This window comes from Serratia sp. 201 (genome assembly GCF_037027545.1).
Lineage (GTDB): Bacteria > Pseudomonadota > Gammaproteobacteria > Enterobacterales > Enterobacteriaceae > Serratia > Serratia bockelmannii.
On record NZ_JAXCHC010000001.1, the window covers coordinates 456,113 to 467,582 of the forward strand.

Annotated in this window: 17 protein-coding genes and 2 pseudogenes; 8 read left to right on the top strand and 11 right to left on the bottom strand. The window is 60.8% G+C overall.

Features of this window, described 5'->3' with window-relative positions:
- Window positions 1-3: 3 nt before the first annotated feature.
- The 8 genes from WA302_RS02510 (at window position 4) to modC (ending at window position 6,550) form a co-directional block, all read left to right on the top strand.
- Window positions 4-999: an ABC transporter substrate-binding protein gene (locus WA302_RS02510; protein ID WP_261456134.1), complete on the top strand. Its 996-nt coding sequence runs from the start codon at window positions 4-6 to the stop codon at window positions 997-999.
- A 1-nt stretch (window position 1,000) separates the two neighbouring features.
- Complete coding sequence (locus WA302_RS02515; RefSeq protein ID WP_169540803.1) at window positions 1,001-1,756, top strand: class I SAM-dependent methyltransferase; 756 nt, start codon at window positions 1,001-1,003, stop codon at window positions 1,754-1,756.
- A gap of 1 nt (window position 1,757) precedes the next feature.
- Window positions 1,758-2,783, top strand: a complete 1,026-nt coding sequence (locus WA302_RS02520; RefSeq protein ID WP_099816704.1) for a FecCD family ABC transporter permease — start codon at window positions 1,758-1,760, stop codon at window positions 2,781-2,783.
- Window positions 2,780-3,568, top strand: a complete 789-nt coding sequence (locus WA302_RS02525) for an ABC transporter ATP-binding protein (RefSeq protein WP_049208976.1) — start codon at window positions 2,780-2,782, stop codon at window positions 3,566-3,568. Before WA302_RS02520 ends, WA302_RS02525 begins: the two co-directional genes overlap by 4 nt.
- Window positions 3,569-3,714: 146 nt before the next feature.
- Window positions 3,715-3,864: an AcrZ family multidrug efflux pump-associated protein gene (locus WA302_RS02530; RefSeq protein WP_004939813.1), complete on the top strand. Its 150-nt coding sequence runs from the start codon at window positions 3,715-3,717 to the stop codon at window positions 3,862-3,864.
- Window positions 3,865-4,022: 158 nt separating this feature from the next.
- Entirely contained in the window at window positions 4,023-4,796 is a 774-nt protein-coding gene (gene modA / locus WA302_RS02535) for a molybdate ABC transporter substrate-binding protein (RefSeq protein WP_060447615.1), read from the top strand.
- Window positions 4,793-5,482, top strand: a complete 690-nt coding sequence (modB, locus tag WA302_RS02540) for a molybdate ABC transporter permease subunit (RefSeq protein ID WP_049203784.1) — start codon at window positions 4,793-4,795, stop codon at window positions 5,480-5,482. Before modA ends, modB begins: the two co-directional genes overlap by 4 nt.
- A complete protein-coding gene (gene modC, locus WA302_RS02545; RefSeq protein WP_049203786.1) occupies window positions 5,483-6,550 on the top strand; it encodes a molybdenum ABC transporter ATP-binding protein ModC in 1,068 nt (355 codons plus the stop codon). It abuts the gene before it with no gap.
- A 31-nt stretch (window positions 6,551-6,581) separates the two neighbouring features.
- Here the strand turns inward: modC and WA302_RS02550 are convergent, their stop codons facing one another.
- The 11 genes and pseudogenes from WA302_RS02550 to WA302_RS02600 all read right to left on the bottom strand — a co-directional run.
- A complete protein-coding gene (locus WA302_RS02550) occupies window positions 6,582-7,400 on the bottom strand; it encodes a pyridoxal phosphatase (RefSeq protein ID WP_043137190.1) in 819 nt (272 codons plus the stop codon).
- A gap of 128 nt (window positions 7,401-7,528) precedes the next feature.
- Entirely contained in the window at window positions 7,529-7,780 is a 252-nt protein-coding gene (locus WA302_RS02555) for a pyocin activator PrtN family protein (RefSeq protein WP_336062661.1), read from the bottom strand.
- A 56-nt stretch (window positions 7,781-7,836) separates the two neighbouring features.
- Entirely contained in the window at window positions 7,837-8,181 is a 345-nt protein-coding gene (locus WA302_RS02560) for a hypothetical protein (RefSeq protein ID WP_262211109.1), read from the bottom strand.
- Window positions 8,174-8,755, bottom strand: coding sequence for a hypothetical protein (locus WA302_RS02565; RefSeq protein ID WP_336062663.1), 582 nt, complete (start codon window positions 8,753-8,755; stop codon window positions 8,174-8,176). Before WA302_RS02565 ends, WA302_RS02560 begins: the two co-directional genes overlap by 8 nt.
- A 172-nt stretch (window positions 8,756-8,927) precedes the next feature.
- Window positions 8,928-9,782, bottom strand: coding sequence for a hypothetical protein (locus WA302_RS02570; protein WP_336062665.1), 855 nt, complete (start codon window positions 9,780-9,782; stop codon window positions 8,928-8,930).
- Window positions 9,779-9,949, bottom strand: a complete 171-nt coding sequence (locus tag WA302_RS02575) for a hypothetical protein (RefSeq protein WP_197837056.1) — start codon at window positions 9,947-9,949, stop codon at window positions 9,779-9,781. The genes WA302_RS02570 and WA302_RS02575 overlap by 4 nt, the downstream gene beginning before the upstream one ends.
- Window positions 9,946-10,152, bottom strand: coding sequence for a stationary-phase-induced ribosome-associated protein (gene sra, locus WA302_RS02580; protein WP_336062668.1), 207 nt, complete (start codon window positions 10,150-10,152; stop codon window positions 9,946-9,948). Before sra ends, WA302_RS02575 begins: the two co-directional genes overlap by 4 nt.
- Window positions 10,145-10,393 carry a hypothetical protein gene (locus WA302_RS02585; RefSeq protein ID WP_336062670.1) on the bottom strand — a complete coding sequence of 83 codons (249 nt, stop codon included), beginning with the start codon at window positions 10,391-10,393 and terminating at the stop codon, window positions 10,145-10,147. Before WA302_RS02585 ends, sra begins: the two co-directional genes overlap by 8 nt.
- Window positions 10,380-10,601: a DNA translocase FtsK gene (locus WA302_RS02590; protein ID WP_336062672.1), complete on the bottom strand. Its 222-nt coding sequence runs from the start codon at window positions 10,599-10,601 to the stop codon at window positions 10,380-10,382. The genes WA302_RS02585 and WA302_RS02590 overlap by 14 nt, the downstream gene beginning before the upstream one ends.
- A pseudogene (locus WA302_RS02595) lies at window positions 10,598-10,840 on the bottom strand (morphogenetic protein); the annotation flags it as partial. The pseudogene WA302_RS02595 and the gene WA302_RS02590, both read right to left, overlap by 4 nt.
- Before the next feature lie 213 nt (window positions 10,841-11,053).
- Window positions 11,054-11,332, bottom strand: a pseudogene (locus WA302_RS02600) (HNH endonuclease); the annotation flags it as partial.
- Between the last annotated feature and the right edge of the window lie 138 nt (window positions 11,333-11,470).

Consider the following 11,470-nt stretch of genomic DNA (forward strand, 5'->3'; position numbering starts at 1 on the left):
GGCGTGAAACGCCGGCTTTGCCTGTTGTTGTGCGCCCTGGGGTTGGGCGGGGGCGTGCCGCTGCGTGCCGATAGCGTCAGCCTGCAAAATTGCGGGGTCACGCGCGATTACCCGCAGCCGCCGCAGCGGGTGCTGGTTTATGCCAATCCGGCGCTGGAAAACCTGCTGGCGCTGGGGCTGGCCGCCCGTGCAATCGGCGTGGTCGGGTATGACCGCATGCGCGATCCCGCGCCGACGGTGTCGGCCGATGCGCTGCGGGCGCCCACCAGCCCGGCGCCGCCCACGGCGGAAGCGTTGCTGCTGATGCGGCCGGATTTTGTCTATTCGGCCAGCTATTACTGGCTGCACAGCCCGGAAACGCCCGATCGGACGCGGCTGGCGGAATGGGGCATCGGCACTTACCTCTCTCCCGGCGCCTGCAGCGGCCAGCAAAGCGCGATCGCCGCTGCGCTGACGTTTGAAGACATCTTCACCGAGCTGCGGGAGCTTGCGCGCATTTTCAACGTCAGCCGCGGCGGTGAAGCGCTGATCGCGCGGCTACGTGGGCAACTCCAGGCGTTTGAGGCGCAGCGCGCGCCGCTGCCGCATTTACGTCTGCTGTGGTGGTATGCCGGCACGCAGACGCCCTACGTGGCGGGCTGCTGCGGCGCACCAGGTTTGCTGAGCCGAAGCGTCGGCAGCGAGAACCTGTTCGGCGATCTGCCCGAGCTGTGGCCGACGGTATCCTGGGAGGTTATCGCCGCCCGCGATCCGGATGCGATCGTGCTTGGCGATCTGCCGCGCGGCGGCTTCGGCGACAGCGCGGCCGACAAGATCGCCTTTCTGGAGCATCACCCGCTGACCGCTACGCTGCGCGCCGTGCGTCAGCGGCGCTACGTGATCCTCCCCGGTTACGACATGGACCCTTCCGCCCGCACCGTGGCGGCGCTGGGCCGTTTGATTCGAGGCCTGGCGGCCTTGCCGCCGCAGGCTGCGACTTTTTCCAACAAGGAACCTTGATATGACTGCCGTTTCATTATCTTCGCTGCTGGACTCCTGGGATCGCCAGCAGGCGGCCTACATCGCCGAGCGGGAAGCGCGTTTTAACGCCCAGCTGGAGGTGCTGGCGCTGGCCGCCGGCCAGGATTTTCACGTGGTGGATCTAGCCTGTGGCCCGGGATCGCTGAGCCTGCGCATTTTGCAGCGCTTTCCGCAGGCCAGGGTAACCGCCATCGATCTCGATCCGTTGCTGCTGGCGGTGGCGCGCGGCGCACTGGCGGAGTATGGCGATCGGATCCGCATTCTGCAGGCCGATCTGGCGGATCCTGCCTGTTTTTCCGCGCTGTCCGGCCCCGCGCCGCAGGCGGCGGTGTCCAGCACGGCGCTGCACTGGCTGATGCCGGAGCAGCAACTGGCGCTGTACCGCAACGTCGCCGGGCTGTTGGCCGACGGCGGCGTATTCCTCAATGCCGATCATCAGCGCTATGACCACCGTCAGCCACGGCTGAAGGCGTTGGCCGAGCGGCACGATGAGCAGACCCAGCAACGCGCCTGGGACAACGGCGTCGAGGATTGGGATCGCTGGTTCGCCAGCGCGCTGCAATTGCCGGCGTTGGCCGCTTATCAGGCCGAGCGTGAGGCGCTGTTCGCCGGCCGCCCGGTGCCGCCGCCGACGCCGGTGGATTTCCAGCTCGCGGCCCTCAGGCAGGCCGGTTTCAGCGAGGCGGGGACGGTGTGGCAGCTGTTGGACGACTATGTGTTCGCAGGTTGGAAATAGCATGAGCCGGCGGTTACTGCCCGGCCGTGAGGCCGGCTGGCTGCTGTTGCTGGCGGCGGCGCTGCCGATGGCCCTGCTGAGCGCCACCTTGTCGGGGCCTGCGCCGATCGCGTGGCACGACGCCTGGCGCATCGTATTCGGCGTCAGCGGCGGTGCGGCGACCGATGCCGAGGTGTATCAGCGCATCATCTGGTCGCTGCGGATGCCGCGCGCGCTGCTGGCGGCGCTGGCCGGCGCCGGGCTGGCGTTGGCGGGCACCGTGCTGCAGTCGCTGACCCGCAACCCGCTGGCCGATCCCTGGGTGCTGGGGATCTCCTCCGGCGCGGGCGTGGGGGCGGTGACGGTGCTGGTATTGGGGCTGGGGGGCGGCCTGCTGTCGGTGTCCGGCGGGGCGTTTATCGGCGCGCTGGGGGCATTTGCGCTGGTGATGTTGCTGGCCGGGCGTTCGCTGCAGGGGGAGTCCACGCTGTTTATTCTGGCCGGGGTGGCGGTGACGCAGCTGCTTTCTGCGTTGACTTCGCTGATCACCCTCTGGCAGGCGGACGCCAACGCCACGCGCGGCGTGATGTTCTGGCTGCTGGGATCGTTCAGCGACGCGCGCTGGCCGCAGGTCGGGCTGTGCGGGCTGGCGCTGGCGGCGACGCTGCTGCTTTGCTGGCTGCGGGCGGGTGAGCTGGACGCGCTGGCGTTCGGCGGCGTGACCGCCGCTTCGCTGGGGGTGGCGGTGGCCCCGCTGAAGCTGCTGTTGTATGTGGCGACCACCGCGCTAACGGCGGCGATCGTCGCGTTCAGCGGCGCGGTGGGGTTTATCGGGTTGACGGTGCCGCACGTCGCCCGGCGGCTGGTCGGCTCGCGGCATCGTCAGCTGTTGCCGGCCAGCGCGCTGTGCGGCGCTTTGTTCGCCGTGGCGGCGGACACGCTGGCCAGAACGCTGTTTGCCCCGCGCGAACTGCCGGTCGGCGTGTTGACGGCGCTATTGGGAGTGCCGGTATTCCTGCTGTTGCTGTATCGGAAGGTCAATGCATGACGGTTGAAAAAACGCAATCCGGTCTGTGCGCCGAGGGGGTAAGTTGGCGAGTGGGCGCGCGCACGGTGCTGGAAAACCTCAGTTTCTGCGCCTTGCCCGGTGAGATCACCGGCGTGCTCGGCGTCAACGGCAGCGGTAAATCCACGCTGCTCAAGCTGTTGGCCGGGCTGCAGCCCGCCGGCGGCGGCCGCGTTTGGCTGGAAGGGCGCGAGATCGCCGCGTTTACCGGGCGGGAACGCGCCAGGCGCATCGCTTTTCTCGAGCAATCCGCCCCCGGCACCTTCGCGCTGCCGGTGAAGGAGGCGGTATTGTTGGGGCGTCTGGCCCATATCGGCCGCTGGCGCGGTTTTGGTACCGAGGATCGCCGCCTCGCCGGGCAGGCGATGGAGCAGGTGGGCATCAGCCACCTGGCCGATCGCGATTGGCAGCGGCTGTCCGGCGGTGAACAGCAGCGGGTGCACCTGGCGCGCGCGCTGGCGCAGCAAACGCCGTGGCTGCTGCTGGACGAACCCGCCAACCACCTGGATATCGCTCATCAGCAGCAGTTTATGGCATTGCTGCGGCGGCTGAAGCTCAGCGTGGTGGTGACGCTGCACGATCTGAATCTGGCGGCCTGTTATTGCGATCGGGTCGCGCTGCTGCAGCGGGGCGGGATCTGTGCGGCGGGCACGCCGCAGCAGGCGCTGACGCCGGAGCACATTCGCGCGGTATACGGGGTGGAGGCCCGGCTGGCGGCGCCCGAAGGCTATGCGCCGCCGCTGATCTATTACCCCGCGGCGGGATGAGATCGGTCAAAAGGGCACGTTTGGCCGATCACAATTTCGCCTCGCTGGCTAAAATAACTCCGGTTTTAGCGATTTTTTTGGGTTAGAATAACCCGATATGCGGTGAAAGGCATTTGCCGCTCAATGGGCAGTTAAGCGAGGCTATCATGTTGGAATTATTGAAAAGTCTGTTATTCGCCGTGGTGATGGTGCCGGTGGTCATGGCGCTCATTCTCGGTCTGATCTACGGTTTTGGCGAAGTGTTCAACGTCTTCTCCAAAGTGGGCCGTTCGAAAGAAAACCGCACCCAGCACTGACCGTTCCCTATCCCGATACCCGTCGGCATCGCCCGGCGGGCATTCCTCAAGTTATCTCACGCTTTGCCGATAAACCGCATGACAAGCTTTCGCGCCACGTTATATTATTTTTTATATAACGAAGAGTGATAATGCACGTTAACTTGCGGAGAAAAACAATGAAACAGCAATGGACCCAATGGGTTGGCGGGATCGTGTTGGCATCGGGCCTGGTGGCTCAGGCCTCGGCGGCGGAAAAGATCACCGTGTTCGCCGCCGCGTCGCTGACCAACGCGCTGCAGGACATCGCCACCCAATATCAAAAAGGCAAGGACGTGCAGGTGGTTTCCTCCTTCGCGTCGTCTTCTACGCTGGCGCGCCAAATTGAGCAGGGCGCCCCGGCCGATCTGTTTATCTCCGCCGATCAGCAGTGGATGGATTACGCCATCGACAAGCAGCAGATGGTGAAAGACACCCGTTACACGCTGCTGGGCAATGAGCTGGTGCTGATCGCCGCCAAGAGCGATAAACAAGACAAGATCGCCATCGACAAGCAGACCGACTGGGCCAAGTTGCTCAGCGGCGGCCGCCTGGCGGTGGGCGATCCGGATCACGTGCCGGCCGGCATCTACGCCAAAGAGGCGCTGGAGCATCTGGGCGCCTGGAGCGCGCTGGAGCCGAAACTGGCGCGCGCCAACAACGTGCGCAGCGCGATGGCGCTGGTGGAGCGCGGTGAAGCGCCGCTCGGCATCGTCTACGGCTCCGACGCGGTCGCCAGCGACAAGGTGAAAGTGGTAGGCGTGTTCCCGGAAGACAGCCACAAACCGGTTGAATATCCGATGGCGATGGTGAAAGATCGTCAAAATCCGACGGTCAGCGCTTTCTATACCTATCTGAAGGGCCCGGAAGCCGCCGCTATTTTTGAACATTATGGATTCACCCCGCGTAAATGATTCTGAGTGAGTACGAGTGGCAGGCGGTTGAGCTGAGCCTGAAAGTCTCCGGTTTGGCGGTGGTCTGCAGCCTGCCGTTCGGCATTCTGATGGCCTGGGTGCTGGTGCGTTGCCGCTTTCCCGGCAAGGCGCTGCTGGACGGCGTCATTCACCTGCCCCTGGTGCTGCCGCCGGTGGTGGTCGGCTATTTGCTGCTGATCGCCATGGGGCGGCGCGGCGTCATCGGCGAGTGGCTGTACGACTGGTTCGGCTTCAGCTTCAGCTTTAGCTGGCGCGGCGCCGCGCTGGCGTCGGCGGTGGTGGCGTTTCCGCTGATGGTGCGCGCCATCCGGCTGGCGCTGGAGGCGGTGGATACCCGGCTGGAGCAGGCGGCGCGCACGCTGGGCGCCAACGCGTGGCGGGTGTTTTTCACCATCACGCTGCCGCTGTCGCTGCCCGGCGTCATTGTCGGCGTGGTGCTGGCCTTTGCCCGTTCGCTGGGGGAGTTCGGCGCCACCATCACCTTTGTCTCCAACATTCCCGGTGAAACCCGCACCATTCCGCTGGCGATGTATACGCTGATCGAAACGCCGGGGGCGGAAGCCGCCGCCGCGCGTCTGTGCGCGATCGCCATCGTGCTGTCGCTGGCTTCCCTGATGGTGTCCGAATGGCTGGCCCGCTGGGGCCGCAAACGGATGGGGGTGTAAATGCTGGAGCTGGATTTCTCGCAGCAGCTGGGCGACCTTAATCTCAACGTCCGCGCCGATTTGCCGGCGCAGGGCATCACCGCGATTTTCGGCCTGTCCGGCGCGGGCAAAACTTCCCTGATCAACGCCATCGGCGGCCTGACCCGTTTGCAACAGGGGCGCATCGCGCTCAATGGCCGCACGCTGGTGGATACCGCCACCGGTCTCTGCCTGCCGCCGGAAAAGCGCCGTATCGGCTATGTATTTCAGGATGCGCGCCTGTTCCCGCATTATCGGGTGCGCGGCAACCTGCAGTACGGCATGGCGGCCGGCATGCGCGCGCAGTTCAATACCATTGTCGAGCTGTTGGGCATCGGGCCACTGCTCAATCGGCTGCCGCTGACGCTCTCCGGCGGTGAAAAACAGCGGGTGGCGATCGGCCGCGCGCTGCTGACCGCGCCGGAACTGCTGCTGATGGACGAACCGCTGGCCTCGCTCGATCTGCCGCGCAAACGCGAGCTGCTGCCGTATCTGGAGCGGCTGGCGCAGGATGTCAACATCCCTATCCTCTACGTCAGCCACAGCCTGGACGAGATCCTGCGTCTGGCCGAGCAGGTGATGGTGCTGGATCGCGGCGAGGTGCGCGCGTTCGGCGGGCTGGAAGCCGTCTGGGCCAGCAGCGCGCTGCGGCCGTGGCTGCAGCGTGAAGATCAGAGCAGCGTGCTGCGCGTCAGCGTGATTGAGCATCATCAACGCTATGCCATGACCGCGCTGGCGCTCGGCGATCAGCGGCTGTGGGTCAGCGGCATCGACGCCGAACTGGGCACTCAGCTGCGCATTCGTATCAACGCCGCCGACGTCTCGCTGGTGCTGCAACCGCCGGTCAACAGCAGCATTCGCAACGTTTTGCCGGCCAAGGTCAGCGAGTGTCTGGACGTGGGCGGGCAGGTGGAAGTGAAGCTGGCGGTCGGGGAACACGTGCTGTGGGCGCGCATCACGCCGTGGGCGCGAGACGAACTGGCGATCCGCCCCGGGCAGTGGCTGTACGCGCAGGTGAAGAGCGTGTCGATCAGCCGCGAGAGCCGCTAAGACAGGCCCTCCCGGCGGGAGGGCGAAAAGACTAGAGTACGCGGGTGCGGATCACCTCGGCGATGCCCGGCTGCAGGTTATCGGCGATCACCAGATCGGCGCGTTCCTTGATCGCGTCATCGGCGTTGCCCATCGCCACGCCCAAACCGACCGCTTCCAGCATGCTGATATCATTGTAGTTGTCGCCGAACGCCACCACCTGATCCATGTTCAGTCCCTGCGATTCCACCCATTGGCGCAGGCGCTTGCCTTTGCTGTTGCCGCCTTTGGCGATATCCACCTGATCGTGCCAGGACCATTCGCACGCCAACCCCAGCTCTTTTTCCACCGTGTCGGCAAACTCGCGCAGCGCCGGAATATCGGCGTGCGAGGTGGCGAATTTCCAGATCGCCTGCGCGTCGTCGGCCGCCTGCGCCAGGCTGCCGACCTGCAGCAGCGTTGGGCGCTGCGCCGCAGGCAGGGTTTCCGCCCAGGCCAGCGAACGGGTCACGTGGCCGCTCGGTTCCTGATACAGCATGGCGTCGTCAACGTACATCAGCCCGTGAATGTCGGTCTGTTTGAGCATCTGCAGCACCTGTTTGGCCTGATCTTTCGCCAGCGGATCGGCGGCCAGCACCTTTTTCTGCTGAAAATCATACAGGTAGGTGCCGTTGCAGCAGATGGCCGGCGTGTCTATCTGCAGCGCCTGGTAGAACGGATGGATGGCGACGTGATGGCGGCCGGTGACCACCACCACCTGGACGCCGGCGGCGCGCGCCTGCGCCAGCGCTTCCAGCGACTGCGGTAAGATGCGTTTTTGATTGTCCAGCAGGGTGCCGTCAAGATCGAGGGCGATGACGCGGTAGCTCATAGGGTTCTCGTTATCGTTAGCCATAAAATTAATCCGATGGTACATCTTGTTTGTGTTGTTTATAAATCAATGCATTACATGTTTGTGGGGTGCTATAGGGGTGCTGGTGGGGCGAACCCCACACAGCATTATCTGCAGCGTTCCAGCTCTTCTTTTGCCGCCTTTCGGCGCTGATCTATTAACGTGGCCAAGTCTTCAATATGTACCAGGCGTGGCGCTTTTTGGGTGTTCCCCACACGAAACGTTGCAATAGGAAGCTTTCCTTCTGCCGCTTTCTGTTCAGCGGTAGCCGGTTTAAGCCCGAGGTAACGCTCTGCAATTTCTGATAGAGGAATATTGGACTTTTCATATTCAGCCATCAACAAAAACATTGTATTCATGATTGTCTCCACACGTTAAGCCCGCCGCATACGGGCATTAATTCAATCGTGACATGTCACACTATTAATTTAGTTTCGTGCCAACCGTAGGTTTGCCAGCACTCAGAATCTCCGAGGAAGTAACAACCCTCAGGATCCCCTGGTAGCTTGTCCTTGCACTTTCCACAGCACCGGTTATCGCGTGCCGCCAACAGCTTTTTTAACTCGGCGTTATCCTTCCTGATCAGCATGGTGATGTATTCGTCCATGTCATAAGGTTCACGTTGCGGCCGGCGAGCCGCACAGTTCTCCCGCAACATATCGATTTCCTGCTGATCCAGCTTAAGTTCGAAAGGGACAACACCTGCTTTACGCTGCCGCTCACGTTGTGCTGCTTTACGTTCCGCATCAGTCTTAGCCATTGCTGCCCTCCGGTGCTGCTGCCAGCATTGCGCGGTAGATGTTGTCGAAGTTAACGCAGAATGTTTCATCTGAATTGAACTCCACATCGTCGCAGTTCATTGCAGCGGCTAACATTTCCTCAGTCGGCTCTACGGGCACCAACTTGTAACCCTGGCTTACAGGTTGAGCCAGCATTGCGGCGCGACAGGCGTTCCAGCCCCATCGATAACCTTCCGCTTGCGCAATAGAAAGTTGATACCCGTTGGCGATAGCTCCTAGTGGGGCGGTAATTTCATCCGGCACTGCTGGCGCGGGCGGGGCGGTATAGATCAATGAGCCAACATCTGGCAATGGTAGCCCTCGGAGGACGCCAACTCTATTGCCGCTGACCTCTGCGATATACCCCACCGGCTGCGCCTCCCGGTTAGCCAGGAGTTCGGCAGTTACATCGTGCAGCGCGGATAAAATCGTATCTACGAACGTGTGATGCATGATTGTTTCGCCGCTGCTGGTCAACGCCGCGCATCCGCTTATTTGTTGCAGTCGAATCGCCAGCTTTGCAATTTCTGCCATGCGTTCATTCGTTAGTGTCATGCATCCTCCCTTACGTAGATTGGTTGCTTCCATCCGCAGTGGCAGTCCTGAAGCTCTCCACTACCTCCCTCCAGATACTCGCCACATTCCGGGCAGTAAAGCCGTGGCATGCCGTGTGTCTCCAGCAGGTGACTAACACGGCGAACGCGTTCTATGGTCATGACGGTCATGGCTACTCATCCCCCTCTACGGTGAAGGTGAAGCCAGCGGCCAGGATTGCTTTCTTGTCTTCTGCTAAGCGGGCATCCCACGCTATTTTCCTGTGCTCGAAAGCGGCCTGCCGTTCAACGCGGTGCTCCCAATCGTGAACTAGCATTTCACCCAGCAACCGCACCGGCGTAGCCAGCCGCTCTTTCAGCTTATCGATAGCCATCATGATCGACTCGTTGTCAGGATTGCAGCCCAGCTCGTTGCCGATTTCTTTGAACACCTGTGAGGCGTCTGATCGGATAGCTTCAAGTTCGATGATGCGCTGGCTCATCGTCGCGCACTCGTCAAAGTTACTGATTGCTTTTCGCTCCCATGTGGCAATAGCATCTTTGGAATATACCAGCCGCTTTTCTGCTTTTTCAGCGCGCTCGATGTTGTGCGCCAGCAGGCGTGAAAGCTCAGCGATTCGCTTCTCAAGCTCCTGTGCATGCTGCTGGTGAGCAGTGCGCTCAACGCGGAAAAGCCCCCGCTCTTGCTCGATACACCTGCCTTCCAGGGTCTTCGCTTCCAGCTCGGCGCGCAAGCGTCCAACAGTTAGCGCCAAGCCTTCATTCTCTGCATCGCGCTCTTTCGCGTACTGCTTTGACGCCTCCAGCTCTGCAAGCAGTGCGGAGACGTACTCTTGCGAGTAGAGCGGCTTGAGCTCTGTTACCTTCCCTTCTTCCACCATCCAATCTGGCGGGCAATAACGAGAGAGCTTATTATTCCAGTAAACCCATTTCCCATTTTCATTATGGCCATCTGCAATGTATGCATCTGCAATCTGATAGTCATACGCCACCGGCTTGCTCAGTTCGCTCAGCTTATTGTCCATCATTCGCACCTCCGCGCTTCATCGAACGCTTCTCGCGCATCTTTGGCTCGGTATCCCATGTTGAAAAAATAATTCCAATCATGTGGGCCTTTATTCCAGTTTTGCTCTGTGTATCCATGACCAATACAGATATATTTTATCCTCTCCAAAAATGCTTCTCTCTCGCTCATAATGCTTTCTCCTGGGCTTCGGCCCGCCGTGCAGCGATTGCTTTCCGTGAAAGGTAGAATGACTCGAAAACCTCCCAGCTATTCGTCTGAGTGACGAACCACATTCCTGTGTGGCGCTCTTTGGCCTGAAACTGAGAATTGCTGCGCCAATGAGGCATGCCCATGATTCTCCGCGCCGCTCTGTTGCTCTTACGCTTAGCCATGCTGGGCCTCCTCGCTGGCATCACCTGGACTGGCGTTGCGGATGGCAATCTTCAGCGCGTAGGCTTCCGCGTCATCGCGGCTGCTGAAATTCTTCATCCATGCCAATGCTGAATCACACCCGCCGCCGTTGTGCGTAGGGAACGTGGCGATGACGCATGGCCCTATACTCCAGAAGTTCGCATCAAAGCTCAGGACAATGCCGAGTGCTTCAGCCTGCTGCTTCAGTTCATTGGCTGGCATCACTACCTCCATGAATCACTGTGCGAATGCCATTCCATGCTGGGGCGGTTACGACGCCTTCTTCCTGCATGCGTTCGATAAGCCACGCTGCGCGGTTGAAGCCGATGCGGAAATGTCGCTGAATAGCCACGATGCCGATCGATGCGTGCAGGCGAGCAAATTCAACAGCCTCGCTGTAGAGGCGGTCGTCTATTTCGGATGCTTTCACTTTCCCACCTCCACGCGACGAAACTCGATAACCCACACCCAGGGATTGGCGCGCCAGCTTTCTTCGCCGTAGATGGACGCCCACAGACGCGCAAACACGTCAGCTACACAGTCGCCACTCTTCATGTCGGCGGTGCTGCAGCCCTCGCTAATCGCGTCACCGTCACTGATATCGTTCAGGTGCTCCACGCGCACAGCGGTGATTTCCAGCAGGATGCGGCAGGCTTTGCGCGGCATGTTAGGTGGGTTAGCTACTGGATTTTTATTCCATGTCTTAGCGTTTCGCACTGACCAGATGGTTGATTGCGATACCCCATACTTAACGGAGAGGGCTCTCTGGCTGAGTTGAGATTCACGGATATCATTTACGATTTCTGTCGTAAGCTTGGAGTTGTGATGATCTTCACCAAGGGACAGACCATTAACGAGTCGGTCTGACCAGTTCTGCTCCTGGGTTCCATAATCCAAATTTTCAGGGGCATTGTTTCTCTGGAAGCCATCAAGGTGTCTAATTTGCATCCCTTTCGGCCGCTCCCCAAGAAAATCCTCCGAAACCAAATGATGAACTGACCTGGTTTTGTACTTCCCATTGCTCGCCGGAGTTACTGTTAAATATCCTTTGCTGTTTGCGGAGCCAGAAAGTCGCCTCCATTCGCCACCTGAATTAGCCCGCGACCAAATATCCCCGAACACATCTGCGCAATATCTTCTGTCGAGTGATGGGATGTACATCGCTGGGATTAGCCGATCGCCTACCTGTCCGAATGGGCAGACCTTAAAGCAGTTGGCAAAATTTCTTACCGTGTCGCGGTATGTTGAACCAATGCCATATGCGGCACCATTCCAGTTAAACCCTGTCCGCTCGCTTAA

Excerpts from the sequence above, each read along its gene's own strand:
- modB (WP_049203784.1), top strand. The coding sequence starts at position 4,793 with ATGATTCTGAGTGAGTACGAGTGGCAGGCGGTTGAGCTGAGCCTGAAA.
- WA302_RS02570 (WP_336062665.1), bottom strand. The coding sequence starts at position 9,782 with ATGATGGACAATAAGCTGAGCGAACTGAGCAAGCCGGTGGCGTATGAC.
- WA302_RS02550 (WP_043137190.1), bottom strand. The coding sequence starts at position 7,400 with ATGAGCTACCGCGTCATCGCCCTCGATCTTGACGGCACCCTGCTGGAC.
- WA302_RS02560 (WP_262211109.1), bottom strand. The coding sequence starts at position 8,181 with ATGGCTAAGACTGATGCGGAACGTAAAGCAGCACAACGTGAGCGGCAG.
- WA302_RS02530 (WP_004939813.1), top strand. The coding sequence starts at position 3,715 with ATGTTGGAATTATTGAAAAGTCTGTTATTCGCCGTGGTGATGGTGCCG.
- WA302_RS02520 (WP_099816704.1), top strand. The coding sequence starts at position 1,758 with ATGAGCCGGCGGTTACTGCCCGGCCGTGAGGCCGGCTGGCTGCTGTTG.
- WA302_RS02585 (WP_336062670.1), bottom strand. The coding sequence starts at position 10,393 with ATGCCAGCCAATGAACTGAAGCAGCAGGCTGAAGCACTCGGCATTGTC.
- sra (WP_336062668.1), bottom strand. The coding sequence starts at position 10,152 with ATGGCTAAGCGTAAGAGCAACAGAGCGGCGCGGAGAATCATGGGCATG.
- WA302_RS02515 (WP_169540803.1), top strand. The coding sequence starts at position 1,001 with ATGACTGCCGTTTCATTATCTTCGCTGCTGGACTCCTGGGATCGCCAG.
- WA302_RS02555 (WP_336062661.1), bottom strand. The coding sequence starts at position 7,780 with ATGAATACAATGTTTTTGTTGATGGCTGAATATGAAAAGTCCAATATT.
- modC (WP_049203786.1), top strand. The coding sequence starts at position 5,483 with ATGCTGGAGCTGGATTTCTCGCAGCAGCTGGGCGACCTTAATCTCAAC.
- WA302_RS02525 (WP_049208976.1), top strand. The coding sequence starts at position 2,780 with ATGACGGTTGAAAAAACGCAATCCGGTCTGTGCGCCGAGGGGGTAAGT.
- modA (WP_060447615.1), top strand. The coding sequence starts at position 4,023 with ATGAAACAGCAATGGACCCAATGGGTTGGCGGGATCGTGTTGGCATCG.
- WA302_RS02565 (WP_336062663.1), bottom strand. The coding sequence starts at position 8,755 with ATGACACTAACGAATGAACGCATGGCAGAAATTGCAAAGCTGGCGATT.
- WA302_RS02575 (WP_197837056.1), bottom strand. The coding sequence starts at position 9,949 with ATGAGCGAGAGAGAAGCATTTTTGGAGAGGATAAAATATATCTGTATT.